This is a genomic window from Halomonas stenophila (assembly GCF_014192275.1).
Classification (GTDB): domain Bacteria; phylum Pseudomonadota; class Gammaproteobacteria; order Pseudomonadales; family Halomonadaceae; genus Halomonas; species Halomonas stenophila.
Map to the genome: position 1 here is coordinate 89,889 of NZ_JACHXR010000007.1, position 18,711 is coordinate 108,599.

Here is an 18,711-nt window from a genome sequence, read left to right on the forward strand (position 1 = left end):
TAAAGTGCAACGTCTTTACGAAGCTTTCGCGTTACCCTGTACGCCCATTTCTCACTCGCCGATCCGATTGTGCCTATGACCAGCCAACAGCCGTCGTTCACCGCGGGACAGGTCGCGCCGGGCCGGGCCCCGGTGCTCGCCATGCACAATATCCGCCATGCCTACGGGCATCACCTGGCCGTGGAGGATGTCGGCCTGGAGGTGCGCCAGGGCGAGGTCGTCTGTCTGCTGGGGCCGTCGGGCTGCGGCAAGACCACGCTGCTGCGCATCGTCGCCGGCCTCGAGGTCCTGCAGCGGGGCCGGGTGGATCTCAACGGCCAGGCGATCGGCCGTCCCGGCCGTGGCCATGTGCCGCCGGAGAAGCGCAACGTGGGCCTGGCCTTCCAGGACTCGGCGCTGTTTCCCCATCTCAGCGTGCTGGAGAACGTCACCTTCGGCCTGGAGTCCCTGCCGGGCCGCCAGCGCCGGCGGCGCGCCATGGAGCTGCTCGACCAGCTGGGCATGGGGCGCTATGCCGAGAGCTACCCGCATACCCTGTCGGGGGGCCAGCAGCAGCGCGTGGCCCTGGCCCGGGCGCTGGCCCCGGCGCCGCAGCTGATGCTGCTGGACGAGCCCTTCTCCAGCCTCGATGCTCGGCTGCGCGACCGCATCCGCGACGACACCCTGCACGTGTTGAAGAGGGTCGGGTCGGGGGCGCTGCTGGTGACCCATGACCCGGAAGAGGCGATGTTCATGGCCGACCGCATCGCCCTGATGCGCGATGGCCATATCGTCCAGATGGGCACCCCGCGGGAGCTCTACTGTGCGCCGGTGGACCCCTTCGTGGTCAGCTTCTTCGGCGAGGTCAACGAGCTGGAGGGCGTGGTACGCCAGGGCCGGGTGGACACGCCGGTGGGGGAGGTCATGGCCCCCGGGCTGCCGGACGGGTCGCGGGTGCGGGTGATGATCCGCCCCGAGGCGCTGCGGGTGGTGGCCCTCGACGAGCCCCCGGCCGATCACCACAGCCATGTGATCATGGCCAAGCTGCTGGGGCGTACCAGCCTGCTGCACATCTGCGCCCACGCCGGGGGCGGCCGCGAGTCCCACCTGCATGCCCGGGTGCCCGGCGTCTTCCTGCCCGACGAGGGGCAGCCGGTCACGATCCGGCTGGATCCGTCACAGGTGTTCGTCTTTCCGGCCGACCCGGGCGCGGCTGCCGGGGCGGGAGCCGCGCATGGCGAGGCTGAGCAGGATCACCGGGAGTATGCCTACGGCCACGATGGTCAGTGAGGCGGTGGAGGCCTCGGCGAGGCGCTCGTCCGCGGCCAGGTTGTGGGCCCGCACCGCCAGGGTGTCGAAGTCGAAGGGGCGCAGGATGATGGTCGCCGGCAGCTCCTTCATGACGTCGACGAAGACCAGGATACCGGCGGCCAGCAGGCTGCCGCGCATGATCGGGGTGTGCACCCGGCGCAGGGTGCCGCCGGCGGTCTGACCCAGGGTGCGGGCCGCAGCGTCCATGCTCGGCGTCACCTTGCCGAGGCTCGCCTCCAGGGCATTGAAGGACACCGCCAGGAAGCGCACCACGTAGGCGTAGATCAGGATGAAGGCCGAGCCGCTGAAGATCAGCCCGGCGATCACCCCGTAGTGCTCGCGCAGCAGGCCGTTGATGGTGTCGTCCAGCCAGGCGAAGGGAATCAGGATGCCCACCGCCACCACCGAGCCGGGCACGGCATAGCCCATGGCGGCGATGCGCGTGGCGGTGCGGGTCACCGGCCCCGGATGCAGCCGCGCCCCATAGCTGAGCACCAGCGCCAGGCCCACGGCGACCAGCGCGGCCAGCGCGGCCAGCACCAGGCTGTTGCCGGCGAACTCCAGGAACCGGGCGCCGAACAGCGAGTCCCCGCCCGTCACCGACAGATAGCCCAGCAGGCCGCTGGGAATCAAGAAGCCCACCAGCACCGGCGTCAGGCAGGCCAGGCAGGCCGCCAGCGCACGCCCGCCCGTCAGCCGGAACTCGGGGAGCTGCTGGTAGCGGCCGGTGGTGTGGAAGTAGCGCCGCTTGCCCCGGGACCAGCGCTCCAGCAGCACCAAGACGATCACGAAGGCCAGCAGGCAGGCCGCCAGCTGGGCGGCGGCGACCTGCTCGCCCATGCCGAACCAGGTGCGGTAGATGCCGGTGGTGAAGGTGTCGACGCCGAAGTACTGCACCGCGCCGAACTCGTTGAGGGTCTCCATCAGCGCCAGCGACACGCCGCCGACGATCGCCGGCCGCGCCAGCGGGATCGCCACGCTGGTGAACAGCCGCCAGGGGCCGCGCCCCAGGGTGCGGCCCACGTCGAGCACACACACCGACTGCTCCAGGAACGCCGCCCGGGCCAGCATGTAGACATAGGGGTAGAGCACCAGCGTGATCAGGGTCGCGGCGCCGCCCAGGGAGCGCACGTCGGGGAAGACGTAGTCGCCACGCCCCCAGTCGAAGGTCTCGCGCAGCCAGCTCTGCAGCGGGCCGGCGTACTGCAGGAAGTCGGTGTAGGCATAGGCGATCACGTAGGTGGGCACCGCCAGCGGCAGCAACAGGGCCCACTCGAACAGCTTGCGTCCGGGAAAGCGGCACATCACCACCAGCCAGGCCGTGCCGGTGCCGATCACGAAGGTGCCGATGCCCACCGCGACCACCAGGAACAGGGTGTTGGCGAGATAGCGGCCGAGGACCGTGCTGGCCAGGTGCTGCCAGACGCCGCCGGCCGGCATGATGATATGGGCGAGCACCGTGATCACCGGCAACGCCACGACCAGGGCGATGCCGAGGGTCAGCAGGCTCCAGGCATCGAGGCGCAGCGGCCACCGGCGAGCGGGCGAGGCGGGCCGACGGCTGGCGGGATGGGACAAGGATGGACTCCTTCCGGTGGCGGGCGTGCACCGGCTGAATGCGACGAGAGTGCAGGCGAGAATACTATCAGCTGGCCGGGGAGGCTGCACCGGGACACGACGCCGCCCGCCGCTGGGGCGGCGGGCGGCGTCGTGTCGTGACTCGGCTCAGTAGCCGACCAGCAGTGCGGGCAGGCCGGTGATCAGGGTCGGGAAGGCGGCCATCAGCAGGCAGGCCAGCACGATCAGCGCACAGAAGGGGATCACCGCCCGGTAGAGATCCAGCGTCTCCACGCCCTTGGGGGCCACGCCCTTCAGATAGAACAGCGCGTAGCCGAAGGGCGGGGTGAGGAAGGAGGTCTGCAGCACCACCGCCACCATCACCACGAACCACAGCACGTCGACGCCCATCTGCTCGACGATCGGCAGCATGATCGGGAAGCTGAGCAGTACGATGCCGGTCCAGTCCAGGAACATGCCCAGGATGAACACCAGGAACAGCATCAGCAGCAGCGCCCCGGTGGTGCCGCCGGGCATGGCCATGACGACCTCGTGGATGACCTCCATGCCGCCGCCGATCGAGAAGACGCCGGTGAAGGCGGTGGCGCCCACCAGCACCAGCATCACCATGGTGGTGGTCTTGCTGGCCTCGATCAGGGTCCGGTAGCAGGTGGCGGCCCGGCGGTCGCCGAAGATCAGGAACAGCACGAAGGCGATGGTCACGCCGATGGCCGAGGCCTCGGTGGCGGTGGCGATGCCGGTGAACAACGAGCCCAGTACGCCCAGGATCAGCGCCATCGGCGGCAGCACGTACTTGCCGAGCATGATCAGCAGCTCGCCGGTGGAGACCTCGGCGCGCTCCTCGGCGGGGACCGGCGGGCCGTAGCCGGGCTTCAGGTGGCAGATCACCAGCACGTAGAGGGCGTACATCACGCCGAGCATCAGCCCGGGCACCAGGGCGCCGGCGAACAGCGCGCCGACCGACACCGGCGAGTAGCTGGCCATCAGGATCAGCATGATGCTGGGCGGGATCAGGATGCCCAGGCAGCCGCTGGCCATGATCACCCCGGTGCTGAGCTCCTTGTTGTAGGAGTACTTGAGCATCGGCACCAGGGCGATCATGCCCATCACCGCGATGGAGGCGCCGACGATGCCGGTGGTGGCGGCGAGCAGCACCGAGACGACCACCACCGTCAGGGCCAGGCCGCCGCGCAGGTTGGCCAGCAGCAGGCGCATCGACTCGAACATCTTCTCGGTGACGCCGGAATCGTTGAGGAAGCGGGCCATGAGGATGAACAACGGAATGGCCACCAGGACATAGTTGTCCATGGAGTTGCCGTAGATGTTGTTGATCAGGATGCCCAACGTATGGGCGCCGGGCCCGAGCCAGGCGCCGAGCACCGCGACGCCGCCGAGCACGAAGGCCAGCGGATGACCCATGAACAGGCCGACCAGCAGGCCACCGAACATGAACAGGGTGAGCATCTCGGCGCTCATGCGGTTTCCTCCTTGCCCAGCGCCTGCACGGCGCGGATGACGACGGCGACGGCCTGCAGCAGCAGCAGCACGGCGGCGACCACGATCACCCCCTTCACCGGATAGACCGGAATGGCCATCATGCCGTAGGTGGTCTCACCGCGGCTGAAGGAACGCTCGAAGAAGGCCCAGCCCAAGGTGAGCAACATCCAGATGAAGGGGACGAAGAAGAGCAGGTAGCCGAGGAGTTCGATGGCGGCCTGCTTGCGTCGCGACAGCAGGCGCTTGAGCACATCGACTTCCACATGGGCGTGATGGCGCAGGCCGTAGGCGGCCATCAGCATGAAGTGGGCGCCGAACAGCATCTTCGTCACGTCGAAGGCCCAGTCGCTGGGGCGTCCGATGACGAAGCGCATGGCGATGTCGTAGACCACGATCAGCGTGATCACGGCGAGCAGCGGGGCGATCAGGCGTCCGAACCCCTCGTTGAGGGCGTCGATGGCCCTGGCAATGGCGTTCATGGTGGGAGCTCTCGGAATCGGGCGAATCGTTCGGGAGGGATATCGGCGAGGAGGCCGGCGGAGGGGCCGGCCCCACCAGGGGCCGGCCCGAACCGGTTACTGGTTCATGCAGGCCTCGATCTCCTCGAGGGACGGCAGGTTGTCGGTGACCCGGCTCATGTTGTAGGGCGCCGAGATGTCGCGCCAGTTGGCGTAGTGCTCCATGTAGCTGATCATGGAGTGGTAGACCTTGGCGTGCATCGGGTCCTCGCAGGCCCCCTGCACGATCACCTCGTTGGTGATCTCCTGGATCCGGGCCAGGTCCTCCCCGGAGAGCTGGTTGACCTCGGTGCCGTCCTCCAGGAACTTCACCGTGCCCTCGGTGGACTCCCGCTCGGACCAGGCCAGCGACCAGGCCATGGTGGCCTCGGCGGCGATCTTCAGTTTTTCCTGGGTCTCCTCGGAGAGGGCGTCCCAGGCATCCTGGTTGATCATCACCCCGAACACGCTGGCGGACTGGTGCCAGCCCGGCACCGACCAGTAGTCGGCCACCTCGGAGAAGCCGGCCTTGTAGTCCACGCCCGGGGTGGAGAACTCGGCGCCATCGACCACGCCTCGCTCGATGGCCTGATAGATCTCGCCGCCCGCCAGGGTGACCTGGGAGCCGCCGAGTTGCTCGAGCACCCGGCCCTGGTCGCGGCCGGAGAGGCGCAGGCGCTTGCCTTCCAGGTCGGCGAGGCTTTCGATGGGCGTGCCGCCACGGAAGCCGGACTCGTTGTTGGTGATGCCGTAGGGCAGGTAGACCATGTTGTACTCGCCGTAGACCTCCTGATAGAGCTCCCAGCCGCCCCACTCCATGATCCAGTTCAGGTAGTCGACGCCGTTGAACAGGCTGGTGGTGGTGGCCAGCGGCGAGAAGGCCGGGCTAAGGCCGGCCCAGTAACCGGGCCAGTCGCCGGCGGCCTGGATGGCGCCGCTCTGAGTGGCGTCGAACACCTCGGTGCCGGGCATCAGGGTGCCGCCGGCGCGGAAGTTGATTGTGAGCTCGTCGCCGGCCAGCTGGTTGACCAGCTCCACCCAGTGGCGGTCGATCTGGATCAGGTCGAGGTTGTCCGGCCAGGTGGTGGTCATGGTCCAGGATTCCTGGGCCTGGGCGGTGGTGGCCAGGCCGGCCAGGGCGATGCCGGCGGCCAGGCCGGTGAGGGTGAGGCGGGGCTTCTCCATTGCGATGCTCTCCCGAAGTTGTCCTGCTGGTGGCGATGACGCGGTGCAAAAGGGGCGTGGCCTCCTGACCCTGTCGATGCCGATGGGCGAGGCGGCCTCAGGAACAAGCTAGCATGGGCCCGAGGACGCGTACGACGGCCTCCGAACGTCGCACCGACGCCAGCGGGGTGGCGCCGAGAGGCGAGTCTCGCGAGCAAAACCCCTTGAAATTCATGTGTATAAAACAAGAGTATGACCGCCATGTTGCACTGCCGAAGAGTGCCGGGCCGTTGAAAGGCCGTCGTAGTCTTAGACCAAAGTTCAGCAATAAAGAGAATGCTCATGAGTGTTTGCGTGCCCGCCGCCCTGCTGACCTGCCGGTGGCGGCTGACCGAGCGGCGCTGGCGGGGGCTGGTGTGGTGCCAGGGCCAGGCCGCGGAGGGACGGCGGCGGGCCCTGGCGCTGTGGCAGGCCGAGCTCCTTGAGGCACCGCTGTGGGTCGGGCCGGCGCCGCCGGCGGAGCTCGCCGATGCCGCCTGGCTGCCCGCCGCCAAGGCGCGCACCCGGCTCGGCGGCGAGCACGACTTCATCGTCTATGATGCCGCCTCGCCCGGGGCGGGCTTCGACCCCGACGCCTTCGGGGCGCTGTCCGGCACCCTGCGCGCCGGGGGGCTGCTGGTGCTGCTCACGCCCGACGACTGGGGCCGTCGACCCGACGCCGACTATACGCGGCTCGCCGCGCATCCCTGGCGCGCCGACGCGCTATCGGCGCACTACCTGGCGCGGCTCGCCCGGCTGCTGGCCGAGTCCCCGGAGACGATCCGCTGGCCCGCCGACGGTCCGCCCGTGCTCCCCGCCTGGCCGCCGACGCCGCCCCCCCCGCCAGCGCCGGCGGATCCCGACTGCCTGACCCGTGATCAGGCCGAGGCCGTGGCGCGGCTCGTGCGACTGCGTCGTCGGCGTCCGCTGGTGCTCACCGCCGACCGGGGGCGCGGCAAGACCGCCGCCCTGGGCATCGCCTGTGCCCGGTTGCTGGCGCGGGGCGAGTCGGACCTGGTGGTCACGGCGCCACGTCCCGCCGCGGTGGCGGGACTCTTCGAGCGGCTGGTCGCGCTCTGCCCGGAGGGGCGCCGTCTGGGTAACCGCTTCGAGGTCGAGGGAGGGCGCCTGACCTTCCTGGCCCCCGACGAACTCAGCGCCCGGGTCGAGCGCGGCGAGGCCGGGGGCGCCGGGACTCGGCTGCTGGTCGACGAGGCCGCGGCGATTCCCGCCGGCCTGCTCGGCCAGTGGCTCGCGGCCTTTCCGCGGATCGCCTTCGCCACCACGGTGCATGGCTACGAGGGGGCGGGGCGCGGCTTCGCGCTGCGCTTCCGCGAGCGACTGGAGCGGCTGACGCCGGAATGGCGCGAGTGTCGGCTGAGCATGCCGATCCGCTGGGCCGAGCAGGACCCCCTGGAGGCGCTGACCGCACGGCTGTTGATGCTGGATGCCGACCCCGTGGCCCCCGGCGCCGGGCCGCTGCGCTGGCAGGTGGCCGACCGCGCCGCCCTGGCCCGTGACGAGTCGCGCCTGCGGGCCCTGTTCGGCCTGCTGGTGCAGGCCCACTACCGCACTACCCCGAGCGACCTGCGGCGCCTGCTGGATGCCCCGGGGGGCCGCATCGCCACCCTCGAGGACGACCGGGGCCCCCGGGCGGTGGTGATGACCGGCGACGAGGGCGGCTTCGAGGTGGAGCTCGCCGAGCGGGTGGCCCGGGGCGAGCGTCGCCCCCGGGGCCACCTGCTGGCTCAGTCGCTCGCCGCCCATGCCGGCGAGCGGGCGGCCCTGACCGCTCGCCTGCGCCGGGTGCTGCGCATCGCCGTGCATCCGGCGGCCCGCCGCCAGGGGCTGGGGGACCGGCTGCTCGAGGCCGAACGACAACGGGCCCGGGCAGAGGGCATCGACCTGCTCGGGGCGAGCTTCGGCGCGGAGCCGGGACTGCTGGCCTTCTGGCAGGCCCAGGGCTTCCGGGCCGTGCGCCTGGGCCTGACCCGGGAGGCCGCCACCGGCGAACATGCCCTGATGGTGGTCCGGGCCACCAGCGAGGACGGCGAGGACCTGGCCCGGCGCCTGGTGCGGCGTTTCCAGCGACAGCTGCCGGCCCTGCTGGCCTTCGAGCTGGCCGACCTCGACCCGGGCGTGGTCCTCGCGCTGCTGGCCGAGGGGGACGCCGAGCCGCTGTCCGACGAGGACCGCGCCGACCTAGACGACGTGGCCCATGGACACCGCGAGCCGGCCCTGGCGCGCCCGGCCCTGCAGGCCCTGATCCGCCTGGCGGCGACGGGCGCGGGCGGCGACCCCGAGCTTGGCCTGCTGGCGGCCTGGGCCTTCCAGGGCCGCGACGAGACCTGGCTCGCGAACCGGCTGGGCCTGACCGGCTCGCGCCAGGTCGCGGCCTGGCGGCGCCGCACCGTGGCCGCCTGGCTGAGCTCGCCGAGGCTTTCCAGCGGCGAGGCCGGCCGGTAGAGTTTTCGGGTCAACCCCGATACAGAAGCGCCATGAACGCACATCTCGAGCAGCTCTCGCCGCGCCCGCTGTGGCGGCATTTCCGCACCCTGTGCAACACGCCGCGGCCCTCCGGCCACGAGGCCGCGCTGGTGGCCAAGCTGCAGGCCTGGGCCGACGCCCGCGGCCTGGCCCACGACCGCGACGCGGCGGGCAACCTGCGCCTCCGCAAGCCGGCGACGCCCGGCCGCGAGGCCGCCCCCGGCCTGGTCCTGCAGGGCCACCTGGACATGGTGGCCCAGGTCAACGCCGACCACCCCCATGACTTCACCCGGGACCCCCTCGACACCTACGTCGAGGACGGCTGGCTGCACGCGCGCCATACCACCCTGGGCGCCGACAACGGCCTCGGCGTGGCGGCGACCCTGGCGGTGCTCGAGGCCGAGGACCTGGTCCACGGGCCCCTGGAGGCGCTGTTCACCCTGGAGGAGGAGTCCTCCATGGGCGGCGCCCTGAACCTCGCCGAGGGCTGGCTCGAGGGCCGGCTGCTGCTCAACCTCGACTCGGAGGACCGCGGCCAGGTGTATATCGGCTGTGCCGGCGGCGCCGACGTGGTGGTCGACGCCCAGCTGCCCACCGCCGCGCTGGCCGAGGACGAGGACGCCCTGGTGCTGGCGCTGACCGGGCTGGTCGGCGGCCATTCCGGCATCGACATCCACAGGGGACGCGGCAACGCCAACCGCCTGCTGGTGCGGGTGCTGCGTGCCCTGGAGGCCTGCGACGCGCGGCTGGTGGACTATCATGGCGGCACCCTGCGCAATGCCCTGCCGCGGGAGGCCTTCGCCACCCTGGCCCTGCCGGCGGTGGAGGTCGAGGCCGCCCGCGAGCGGCTGATGGCCCTGGAGATCGAGCTGCGCGACGAGCTGGCCGGGACCGACGAGGGCCTGCAGCTGGCGTTGACGCCCGCCCAGGCACGACCCGCCGAGGCGCTGACCCGGGATGCCAGCCGCCTGCTGGTTGCGGCCCTGCATGCCGCGCCCTGCGGGGTCGAGCGCATGAGCGTCGATGTGCCCGGGGTGGTCGAGACCTCCAACAACCTGGGGGTGGTCAGCCTGACGGAGGGGCGCTTCCACCTCTGCGCGCTGGTGCGCTCGCTGCGCGACAGCGCCACCGCCGACATCGCCGACCGCTTCCGGGCGCTGTTCGAGCTGATCGGGGCGCGGACCCGGGTCGAGAACGCCTATCCGGGCTGGACCCCGGACCCGCAGAGTCCCTTGCTGGCGTGCTTCTGCGAGCTGCACCGGGCCCGGCTGGGCGTCGATCCGGAGATCAAGGTGATCCATGCCGGCCTCGAGTGCGGGATCCTCGGCGCCAAGTATCCCGACATGGAGATGATCTCCTTCGGCCCGCTGATCCGAGGTGCCCACTCCCCGGACGAACGGGTCGAGATCGCCTCGGTGGAGGAGTTCTGGGGCCTGCTGTGCAGCCTGGTCGAGGACCTGGCGCGCCCGGCGCCCTGAGGCGGACGGGCGCGCGCCCTCAGTGATTCACCCGGATGCGCAGCAGCGGGTAGCCGTCCACGGTGACCAGGGGGATGACGCTGTGGTGGCGGTGGTCGCCATGACGATGCCGATCGTGCCGGTGGCGATGGTGGCGGGGCGTCACGTAGTAGATGTGGCGCTCCACCCGGTGCGTGCGGTGCCCGTGGCGCAACGGGGCCCGGTGATGGTGCTGGTGGTGGAAACCCTGGCTGAAGTGAGCCGGAGCGTGGAAGTCGCTGCCGAAGCGGCCGGAAGGATGGTGGCCGCGATCGGCCATGGCCGGCAGGCTGAGGGCCAGGATCAGGGCCGCCAGGCAGGCGGCCAGCAGCTGTCGGTTCATGGGGGTACCTCGGAAGTCCTGACGAGCGTTCGACGCCTTCACTCCTTCGTTCCCTGTCATCCAGTATAGTGATGCCCCGCGCCGGGACGTTCACGCTTTTCTGATATGACAGGGGATTCCAGATGTCTTCACAATTCGCCGACACACCGCGGAGATGACCATGCTCGACTGGCAGGAAGGGGGGCGGCAGGGCTGGCCATGGCTGGTCGGCCTGGGGGCCCTGGCCCTGCTGGCCGTCGGTTGGGGGATCGCCCAGCGACGGCGGCTGGCGGCGGCGGGGACTCGCCTGGCCGAGCGCGAGGCCGCCGCGGTGCGCCTCGAGCAGGAGCTGACCCAGAGCGACGCCCAGCTGGATGGCTGCCGGGAGCGCCTGGCCGCCGTGGAGGCCGAGCTCCTCCAGGCCCGCGACCGGCTGGCCGAACAGCGCGAGCGGGCGGCCCGGCTGGAGACCGAGCGTGAGCAGGCGGCGCTTCGCCACCGTGAGCAGCTGGCCCTGCTCGAGGAGGCCCGCGAGCGGCTCAAGGCGGAATTCCACCAGCTCGCCGGCCGCGTCTTCGAGGAGCGCCAGCAGGCCTACAGCGCCCAGAGTCGCGAGAGCCTCGAGGCGCTGCTCAAGCCGTTTCGCGAGCAGGTCGAGCAGTTTCGCCAGCGGGTGGAGCACCTCCACGGTCAGGAACAGCGCGAGCGGGGCTCACTGAAGGCCCAGCTCGACCAGCTGGCCGGCCTCAATGCGCGCCTCGGCGACGAGGCGGCGGGCCTGGCCCGGGCGCTGAAGGGTGACCAGAAGGCCCAGGGCAACTGGGGCGAGCTGATCCTGGAGACGGTGCTCGAGCGCAGTGGCCTGCGCCGCGACATCGAGTATCGGCGCGAGGTATCGCTGACCGGCGAGCAGGGGCGTCAGCGTCCGGATGCGATCATCTACCTGCCCGAGGAGCGTCACCTGATCGTCGATGCCAAGGTGTCGCTCAGCGCCTGGACCCGCGTGGTCAACGCCGAGGAGGATGCCGAGCGCGAGACGGCGATGCAGGCCCACCTGCAGTCGCTGCGCAGTCACGTCCAGGGACTCTCCACCAAGGACTACCCCGGCCTGCCGGGCCTGCGCGCGCCGGACTTCGTGTTTCTCTTCGTGCCGGTGGAGCCGGCCTTCGCCGCCGCCTTCGAGCGGGACCCGACGCTCTTCCAGGAGGCCTTCGACCGCCAGGTGGTGATGGTCACCCCGACCACCCTGCTGGCGAGCCTGCGCACGGTGGCCGGCCTGTGGAGCCTCGAGCGCCAGAACGAGAACGCCCGCCTGATCGGCGCGCGGGCCGAACGGTTGCTGACCAAGTTCAGCGGCTTCGTCGAGAGCCTCGAGGAGGTCGGCCGCCATCTGGAGCGCGCCGGCGACAGCCATCGCCGGGCCATGAACCGGCTCGCCGAGGGGCAGGGCAGCCTGGTGGCCCAGGCCACGGCCCTCGAGCGCCTGGGGGTGCGCATGAAGAAGCCGCTGCCCGCCGAGCTGGTGCGCGCCGCCGAGGGCGAGCGGCGAGACACTGACGAGGCCGACGAGCGGCCATGAAAGACGCCGCCCGCGGGCGGCGTCGACACACGGGCTCGGGCCTCAGCCCAGGTAGGCACCCAGCATCCAGACGGTCTTTTCCTGCTCGCGGATGTAGTCGCCGACCTGGGCGGCGGTGCCCTCGTCGTCGGCATCCGAGGCCAGCGAGAGGATCTCGCGCTGCAGATCGATCAGCGCCTGGTAACCCTGCAGGACGCCGCGCACGCAGGCCTCGCCATCGTGGACCTCCTTGTCTTCCTGGATGCTGGCGATGCGCACGTAATCGCTGTAGGCGTGCACCGGCTGGTGGCCCAGGGTCAGGACGCGCTCGGCCACCTCGTCGACCTTCATCAGCAGGTCGGTGTAGAACTCCTCGAACTTGGTGTGCAGCTGGAAGAAGTCATGGCCCTTCACGTTCCAGTGATAGCCGCGCACGTTCATGTAGAAGATCTGGTAGTTGGCCAGCAGGACGTTGAGCCGCTCGGCAAGCTGGCTGGCGCTGGACTCGTGCAGGCCGATGCTGTTGGTGTCGCTCATGCGAATGCCTCCTTGATCGCGTGTGATGCCAGTCTAGGCAGCGGGGTGGCGCTGGGGTAAGCGAATTCCGTGCATCGCCATCATAGGCGAACTCCATGACATGCGGACGACGGCCTGATGCTGCAAGGGCCTGGCCGGGCTAGACTCACGAGAGGCCATGGGGGAGTAGGGCGATGCGGCGAGCGTGGTGGGTATGCCTGTTGGTGGGCCTGGCCGGCTGTCAGGGCGTGCCCTCGAGCCTGCCGGTGGCCGAGCCGCCACCCGACGCGGCCTGCCAGTGGCCCGTCGATGCCGACACCCCGCCGACGACCCTGCCGCGGGTCGTCGCGGCCCTGGAGGACCAGGACTTCCTGGTGCGCCACACCGCGGTCGACCTGGGGCTGGTCAGCGCCGAGCGGGCCAAGCGGACCATCTACCACAACGCCGTCGACCCCGGCCCCCGGCTGGGCGGCTTCGTGGTGGGCGGCAGCGGGGGACGCGTCGCCTCCGGCGTGGTGCTGGGCATGGGGGTGGGCTATGCCTCGGTCGACGAGGAGGCCACCGAGGTCGAGCGCGTCTCGGCGGTGGTGGGGCCGGAGCGGGTCCAGGTGACCCGGGACTACCGGCTGTTCGACTGGCGCGGCGCGATGCGGGAGTCGCGCACCGCCAGCGACGCGGCCTTCTGTCGCCGGCTGCGCCTGGCGATCCGGCGCCAGCCAGCGGAGGCGGCACCATGAGGGCTCGGCTGATGGCGATGGGGCTGGTGCTGTGGCTGGCGGGCTGTGCGACCACGCCGCCCCCGGCGACCCCGGCGGTGCGGGAGCTGTCGGTGACGCCCAGGGCGGTCCTGGTGGAGAGCCTGGACCTGCTGATGGCGCGGGGCTACGTGATTCGCCATGCCGATGCCGAGCTGGGGCGGCTGGAGGCGGTGATCGCCCGCTGGCCGGGCTACCGGGTGAAGCTGGAGGTGCAGGGCAGCGGCACGGCGAGCCGGATCGCCATGACGGCCTATCGGGGCAACCGCCCCCTGCCGCCGTCGCTCGTCGAGCCGCTGCTCACCGAGCTGAACTCCCGCCTCGAGATGGCCCGCTGAGCGCCCTCAGGCCTCCCGGGACCAGTCGATCCCCTCGATCTGGGCGAGCAGGCGATCGCGCATGGCAGCCAGGGCGTCCAGGTCGTAGGCCTCGGCCTCGCCATGGCCCCAGACCGGGCCCGGCCAGGCGGCATCGTCTCGACGGCGCAGGATCACGTGCAGGTGCAATTGGGGCACCAGGTTGCCCAGGGTGGCGATATTGAGCTTGTCGCCGCCGAACCCTTCCTTGAGGGCCCGCCCGACCAGGGTGGCCTCGCGCCACAGCTGACGCTGCTCGGCCTCGTCGAGCTCGAAGACCTCGCTGACGGCGGAGCGACGCGGTACCAGCAGCAGCCAGGGAAAGCGGGCGTCGTTCATCAGCCGCAGCTGGCAGAGCGGCAGCTCGGTGACGGGGTAGCTGTCTTCCACCAGACGGGCATCCGGCTCGAAATTCGACATGGCGCTCTCCTTCGATTCGCTGGCTGATCCTGCCGCTATCATGGCACAGCGGGCGACGACCCGGGAGCGAATCGCTATGCTGGGCGGCCGTCCCGTGTCATGCAGCAAAGGATTCCGCCATGATCCTTCTCGAGGCCCTGGCCCTGCTCGGTATCGGCACCCTGGCCGGTTTCATCAATGTCCTCTCGGCGGGCGGCTCGATGCTGACCCTGCCGATGCTGATGTTCCTGGGGCTGCCGCCCCAGGCCGCCAACGGCACCAACCGGGTCTCCATCGCCCTGCAGAGCGTTTCGGCGGTGGTCAGCTTCCTGCGCGCCGGCGCCCGCCATATCGGCCTGAGCCTGCGCCTTGCGGTGCCGGCGGTGCTCGGTTCCCTGCTCGGCGCCTGGCTGGCCCTGCGGGTCAGCGATGCGCTGTTCGAGGCGATCCTGATCGGCGTGATGGCCGTGGCCGCGATACTGATGCTGTTGCCCCAGCCGCGCCTGGAGACCCGCCCGCTGACCCCCGAGCGACTGACGCCGGCGGTCTACCTGGCGATGTTCGTCATCGGAGTCTACGGCGGCTTCATCCAGGTCGGGGTGGGCATCCTGTTCATCGTGGTGCTCTACCGCCTGCTGCGCATCGACCTGGCCCAGGTGAACGTCTTCAAGGTGCTGATCGTGCTGGTCTATACCCTGCCGGCCCTGGGCATGTTCCTGTACCAGGACCGGGTCCGCTGGGGCTACGGGCTGGTCCTGGCCGCCGGCAGCATGCTCGGGGCCTGGCTGGCGGTGCAGGTCAACATGAGCCCGCGCGGCGCCCTGTGGGTGAAATGGCTGACTCTCGTCGTGATCGTCGCCATCATCCTGCGGCTGCTGCTCGCCTGAGGCGGTTCTCGCCGGCAGGTGGCGATGCCTGCTAGATTGAATAAGCGATAGCTGGTTGCTTGATCATCGACTCGAGGAGGTCGCCATGAAACGCACGCTGTCACTGGTACTGGTCACCCTGTTCACCCTGTCGCTGCTCGCCGGCTGCAACACGATGCGTGGCATGGGGCAGGACATCGAGGAGGGCGGTGAGGCCATCCAGGAGGAATCCTACTGAAACGCTAGGGCGTGTCGTGCTCGAACTGGGTGCGGCGCTGCTGCTCCTCGGCCTGCTTGCGTAGCTTCTTGCGCAGGGCCGCCTTCTCGAAGCGCAGCTTCTGGACGCGGGTCTCCAGCCTGAGCGGGGGGACCCGCGCCGGCTTGCCGTCACCGTCCACGGCCACCATGGTCAGGTAGCAGCTGTTGGTGTGGCGGATCAGCTTGTTCTGGATGTCCTCGGCCACCACCTTGATGCCGATCTCCATGGAGGAGCGGCCCACGTGGTTCACGCAGGCCAGGAAGGTGACCAGTTCGCCGACGTGGATGGGTTGCTTGAACAGCACCTGATCTACCGAGAGGGTCACCACGTAGTGGCCGGCATAGCGGCTGGCGCAGGCGTAGGCCACCTCGTCGAGCTTCTTGAGGATGGCGCCGCCATGTACCTTGCCGCTGAAGTTGGCCATGTCGGGGGTCATCAGCACGGTCATGGTGAGCTCGTGCTGGCCGGGAGGGGCTTGTTCGTCCATCGAGGGAAGATCCTTGGGGTATGGTTCCCCCAGCATAACGCCTTGGCCCCACCGAGGGCACAAGGCGTTCTCTCCCATGGGCGCCGGGGTCAGAGCCAGCTCAGGCCGGCGGCGATGATCAGGCCGGTGAGCAGCAGCTGGACCAGGCAGAAGCCCATGATGTCCTTGGCCTTGAGCCCGGCGATGCCGAGCACCGGCAGGGCCCAGAACGGCTGCAGCAGATTGGTCCAGGCATCGCCCCAGGCCACGGCCATGGCGACCCTGGGGATGTCCACGCCCAGGGCCTCGGCGGCCGGCAGCATCACCGGTGCCTGCACGGCCCACTGGCCGCCCCCGGAGGGCACGAAGATATTGACGATGCCGGCACTGAGGAAGGTCCAGAACGGCAGGGTGGCCTCGGTGGCCAGCGAGATCAGCGCCTCCGAGAGCGTCTCGGCCAGGCCGGACTGGACCATGATCGCCATGATGCCGGCATAGAAGGGGAACTGGATGACGATGCCGGCGCCGCCCTTGATGGCCTCGTGGAGGCTCTCGAGCAGGCTGCGGGGAGTGCGGTGCAGCACGATGGCCAGGAACAGGAAGAGGAAGTTGACCACGTTGAGGTTGAGCCCCCCGCCCTGCAGCACGAAGTGGTCGAGCAGGAACAGCAGCCCCGGGATGCCCACCAGCCAGGCCAGGGTCATGCTGTTCTCCAGGCGCTCGGCGGGGCGGGTGATGCGTACGCGGCGCGCCTCGCCGTCGTCGAGCAGGCGGGGGTCGACGAAGACGCTGTCCTTCTCGTCGGGCAGCATCAGGCGGTTGAACAACGGCATCGCCACGAACAATGCCAGCACGATGACCAGGTTGAACAGCGAGAAGATGGTCTCGCCGGTGCCGATCACGCCGATCCGCTCGGCGGTGAAGTGGCCCTCGGTGGCGATGGTCAGCGGCACCGAGCCGGCCAGGCCGCCATGCCAGACGATGAAACCCGAGTAGGCGCTGGCCACCAGCAGGCGATAGTCCACCCGGATCTGCCGGGCCAGCTCCTTGGCGAACAGCGCCCCCACCACCAGGCCGAAGCCCCAGTTGATCCAGCTGGCGGTCAGCGATACCAGGGTCACCAGCACGATGGCGGCCCCGGGGTTGTTGGCCAGGCCGGCCAGGCGCTGCAGCAGGCGCTTGACCGGCGGCGAGCTGGCGAGCATGAAGCCGGTGACCAGCACCAGCAGCATCTGCATCGAGAACGTCAGCAGGTTCCAGAACCCGTCGCCCCAGAAGCGCAGCACCGCCAGCGGGGCCTGGCGCTCCACGGCGATGGCCGCGGCCGCGGCGATCACCGTCAGCAGCAGGACGAAGATATAGGGGTCGGGAAGGTAGCGCTCGACCATCTTGACGGCCGGTCGTGACAGCAGCTTCAGCATGGAGATGTCCCTTTTCCGTTGAGGGAGCCTGCGGATCCGCGGCCGGATCTCGGCCTGCAGGCTGGGGTGTCACGTTGCCGCGGGGGCGAAATGTTGTCAAAGGCGACGAATGTCTAGGTTTTGGCGCTCGACCAGCGTGTCCGTCGGTAGTGGCGGTAGTAGGCGACCAGCACCGTCGAGCGCACGGCGGTGAAGACGAGAAAGGCCAGCCACAGGCCGTGATTGCCCAGTCCTCGGGTGAGCCACCAGGCCGGCAGGTAGATCGCCAGGCCGACGAAGATGCTGTTGCGCATCTCGCGGATCGCCGTGGCGCCGATGAAGACCCCGTCCAGCAGGTAGCTCCACACCGCGATCAGCGGCATGGCCACCATCCAGGGCAGGTAGTGGCCGGCCGTGTCCCGCACGTCCGGCAGGCCGGTGAGCAGGGCGATCAGCCACTCGCCGCCCAGGGCGAAGGCCAGGGCGGCGCCCCCCGCGGTGGCCAGCGAGAAGCGGGCGGCCGAGCGGACCGTGGCAGCGAACTCGTCCCAGTGCCGGCGCCCCACCGAGCGACCGGTCAGGGCCTCGGCGGCGTGGGCGAAACCGTCCAGGCCATAGGAGGTCAGCATGATGAACTGCAGCAGCACGGCGTTGGCGGCCAGCACGGTGTCGCCCTGGGCCGCTCCCCGGGAGGTGAAGAAGGCCATGGCGAAGAGCAGGCCCAGGGTCCGCACGAAGAGGTTGGCGTTGACCTGGAAGAGCTCGCGATAGGCGGCTGGTCGGTACAGTCGGGCACGGCGGAAACACCCCTCGAGGTTTCTCAGCTGGCGCGACACCAGCCACAGGCCGAAGGCCAGGGCGCTGTAGTCGGCGATCACCGTGGCCCAGGCCACGCCGTCGCTGGTCATGCCGAGGCCGACCACGAACACCAGGTCGAGGAGGATATTGACGCCGTTGGTCAACACCAGCAGCCACAGCGTGACACGGGAGTTCTGTTGGCCCAGGAACCAGCCGAGGATGGCGTAGTTGGCCAGCACCGCCGGGGCCGAGAGCAGGCGGATTCGTGCATAGTCCGCGGCCAGTGCGGTGGCCTGGTCGCTGCCATCCAGTAACCAGAGGCCGAACTCGACCAGCGGGCCACCAGCCAGCACCAGCAGGCCGCCGATGGCGCCGGCCAGCAGCAGCGATTGCCCCAGCAGGTGGCGGATGGCCTCGTCATCCTCGCGGCCGACCGCCTGGGAGGTGAGACCGGTGGTGCCCATGCGCAGGAAGCCGAAGCCCCAGTAGAGGAAGCCGAACAGGGTGGCACCCAGGGTCACGGCGGCCAGGTAGCGGGAGTCCGGCAGGTGGCCGACCACGGCGGTATCGACCAGTCCCAGCAACGGGACGCTGATGTTCGAGAGGATGATCGGCCAGGCCAGGGCCCAGATGCGCTGGGTGGCCTGGGCGGTGGTGGTCGCGGGTGAGGTCACGGTGGCTCCGGTCGGCGGGCGGGGCCGGCAGCATGGCGTCCCGTTGCCCGCAACGCAACAGCCCCGCGATGGCGGGGCCGTGGGGCATCGTGGGCCCAGGGCCCGGGTCAGAAGCGCTATCCCCGGCTGACCGAGATCAGGTCGACCTGACGCCATCTCGCCGTCGCTGGTCAGGTGGAGGGCCTACCCGATGAGCGGTTGACCACGGCGTCGGCATGGCCATGAGACGCGCGGTCAGTGGCGGCATCATGCGTTATCCGGGATCGGTGAGGGGCGCTCCGAAGGTTGGGGGAA

At 70.0% G+C, this 18,711-nt stretch carries 18 protein-coding genes; 8 read left to right on the top strand and 10 right to left on the bottom strand.

The window, feature by feature from the left end; genetic code table 11:
• The first annotated feature begins 75 nt into the window (after nucleotides 1-75).
• Nucleotides 76-1,269 (top strand): ABC transporter ATP-binding protein, encoded by a 1,194-nt coding sequence (locus FHR97_RS13025; protein WP_183384248.1) that lies wholly within the window; start codon nucleotides 76-78, stop codon nucleotides 1,267-1,269.
• Here the strand turns inward: FHR97_RS13025 and FHR97_RS13030 are convergent.
• From FHR97_RS13030 to dctP, 4 genes are all read right to left on the bottom strand, one after another.
• The gene (locus tag FHR97_RS13030; protein ID WP_183384249.1) at nucleotides 1,156-2,868 is read right to left on the bottom strand and encodes an ABC transporter permease; all 1,713 of its coding nucleotides are present in this window, start codon (nucleotides 2,866-2,868) and stop codon (nucleotides 1,156-1,158) included. The genes FHR97_RS13025 and FHR97_RS13030 overlap by 114 nt on opposite strands.
• A gap of 147 nt (nucleotides 2,869-3,015) precedes the next feature.
• The gene (locus FHR97_RS13035) at nucleotides 3,016-4,344 is read right to left on the bottom strand and encodes a TRAP transporter large permease (RefSeq protein WP_183384250.1); all 1,329 of its coding nucleotides are present in this window, start codon (nucleotides 4,342-4,344) and stop codon (nucleotides 3,016-3,018) included.
• Nucleotides 4,341-4,844 (bottom strand): TRAP transporter small permease subunit, encoded by a 504-nt coding sequence (locus FHR97_RS13040; protein ID WP_183384251.1) that lies wholly within the window; start codon nucleotides 4,842-4,844, stop codon nucleotides 4,341-4,343. The genes FHR97_RS13035 and FHR97_RS13040 overlap by 4 nt, the downstream gene beginning before the upstream one ends.
• A gap of 96 nt (nucleotides 4,845-4,940) precedes the next feature.
• Nucleotides 4,941-6,047 carry a TRAP transporter substrate-binding protein DctP gene (gene dctP / locus FHR97_RS13045; RefSeq protein ID WP_183384252.1) on the bottom strand — a complete coding sequence of 369 codons (1,107 nt, stop codon included), beginning with the start codon at nucleotides 6,045-6,047 and terminating at the stop codon, nucleotides 4,941-4,943.
• 321 nt (nucleotides 6,048-6,368) lie between these two features.
• Here dctP and FHR97_RS13050 point away from each other — a divergent pair, with 321 nt between their 5' ends.
• Together FHR97_RS13050 and FHR97_RS13055 are read left to right on the top strand one after the other, a co-directional pair.
• On the top strand, nucleotides 6,369-8,531 hold the full coding sequence (locus FHR97_RS13050; RefSeq protein WP_246403991.1) for a tRNA(Met) cytidine acetyltransferase TmcA: 2,163 nt from the start codon (nucleotides 6,369-6,371) through the stop codon (nucleotides 8,529-8,531).
• A gap of 32 nt (nucleotides 8,532-8,563) precedes the next feature.
• Entirely contained in the window at nucleotides 8,564-10,030 is a 1,467-nt protein-coding gene (locus FHR97_RS13055; protein ID WP_183384254.1) for an aminoacyl-histidine dipeptidase, read from the top strand.
• Nucleotides 10,031-10,049: 19 nt separating this feature from the next.
• Here the strand turns inward: FHR97_RS13055 and FHR97_RS13060 are convergent, their stop codons facing one another.
• Nucleotides 10,050-10,391 carry a hypothetical protein gene (locus FHR97_RS13060; protein WP_183384255.1) on the bottom strand — a complete coding sequence of 114 codons (342 nt, stop codon included), beginning with the start codon at nucleotides 10,389-10,391 and terminating at the stop codon, nucleotides 10,050-10,052.
• A gap of 160 nt (nucleotides 10,392-10,551) precedes the next feature.
• Between FHR97_RS13060 and FHR97_RS13065 the strand changes: the two genes are divergently transcribed.
• Nucleotides 10,552-11,949 (top strand): DNA recombination protein RmuC, encoded by a 1,398-nt coding sequence (locus FHR97_RS13065; RefSeq protein WP_183384256.1) that lies wholly within the window; start codon nucleotides 10,552-10,554, stop codon nucleotides 11,947-11,949.
• A gap of 42 nt (nucleotides 11,950-11,991) precedes the next feature.
• On the opposite strand, the gene FHR97_RS13070 is transcribed toward FHR97_RS13065, so the two are convergent.
• Nucleotides 11,992-12,465 (bottom strand): Dps family protein, encoded by a 474-nt coding sequence (locus FHR97_RS13070; RefSeq protein WP_183384257.1) that lies wholly within the window; start codon nucleotides 12,463-12,465, stop codon nucleotides 11,992-11,994.
• A 173-nt stretch (nucleotides 12,466-12,638) separates the two neighbouring features.
• On the opposite strand from FHR97_RS13070, the gene FHR97_RS13075 reads away from it, so the two are divergent.
• Nucleotides 12,639-13,181, top strand: coding sequence for a hypothetical protein (locus tag FHR97_RS13075; RefSeq protein WP_183384258.1), 543 nt, complete (start codon nucleotides 12,639-12,641; stop codon nucleotides 13,179-13,181).
• Nucleotides 13,178-13,537, top strand: coding sequence for a hypothetical protein (locus tag FHR97_RS13080; protein ID WP_183384259.1), 360 nt, complete (start codon nucleotides 13,178-13,180; stop codon nucleotides 13,535-13,537). The genes FHR97_RS13075 and FHR97_RS13080 overlap by 4 nt, the downstream gene beginning before the upstream one ends.
• A gap of 6 nt (nucleotides 13,538-13,543) precedes the next feature.
• On the opposite strand, the gene FHR97_RS13085 is transcribed toward FHR97_RS13080, so the two are convergent.
• Nucleotides 13,544-13,975 carry an HIT domain-containing protein gene (locus FHR97_RS13085; RefSeq protein ID WP_183384260.1) on the bottom strand — a complete coding sequence of 144 codons (432 nt, stop codon included), beginning with the start codon at nucleotides 13,973-13,975 and terminating at the stop codon, nucleotides 13,544-13,546.
• A gap of 119 nt (nucleotides 13,976-14,094) precedes the next feature.
• Between FHR97_RS13085 and FHR97_RS13090 the strand changes: the two genes are divergently transcribed.
• Both FHR97_RS13090 and FHR97_RS13095 read left to right on the top strand, forming a co-directional pair.
• Nucleotides 14,095-14,841 carry a sulfite exporter TauE/SafE family protein gene (locus tag FHR97_RS13090; RefSeq protein ID WP_183384261.1) on the top strand — a complete coding sequence of 249 codons (747 nt, stop codon included), beginning with the start codon at nucleotides 14,095-14,097 and terminating at the stop codon, nucleotides 14,839-14,841.
• 85 nt (nucleotides 14,842-14,926) lie between these two features.
• Entirely contained in the window at nucleotides 14,927-15,058 is a 132-nt protein-coding gene (locus FHR97_RS13095) for an entericidin A/B family lipoprotein (RefSeq protein WP_183384262.1), read from the top strand.
• A 4-nt stretch (nucleotides 15,059-15,062) separates the two neighbouring features.
• Here the strand turns inward: FHR97_RS13095 and FHR97_RS13100 are convergent, their stop codons facing one another.
• From FHR97_RS13100 to FHR97_RS13110, 3 genes are all read right to left on the bottom strand, one after another.
• Entirely contained in the window at nucleotides 15,063-15,566 is a 504-nt protein-coding gene (locus FHR97_RS13100) for an acyl-CoA thioesterase (protein ID WP_183384263.1), read from the bottom strand.
• 89 nt (nucleotides 15,567-15,655) lie between these two features.
• Nucleotides 15,656-16,966, bottom strand: coding sequence for a short-chain fatty acid transporter (locus FHR97_RS13105; RefSeq protein ID WP_183384264.1), 1,311 nt, complete (start codon nucleotides 16,964-16,966; stop codon nucleotides 15,656-15,658).
• Nucleotides 16,967-17,079: 113 nt separating this feature from the next.
• Complete coding sequence (locus tag FHR97_RS13110; RefSeq protein ID WP_183384265.1) at nucleotides 17,080-18,417, bottom strand: MATE family efflux transporter; 1,338 nt, start codon at nucleotides 18,415-18,417, stop codon at nucleotides 17,080-17,082.
• Nucleotides 18,418-18,711: the final 294 nt, after the last annotated feature.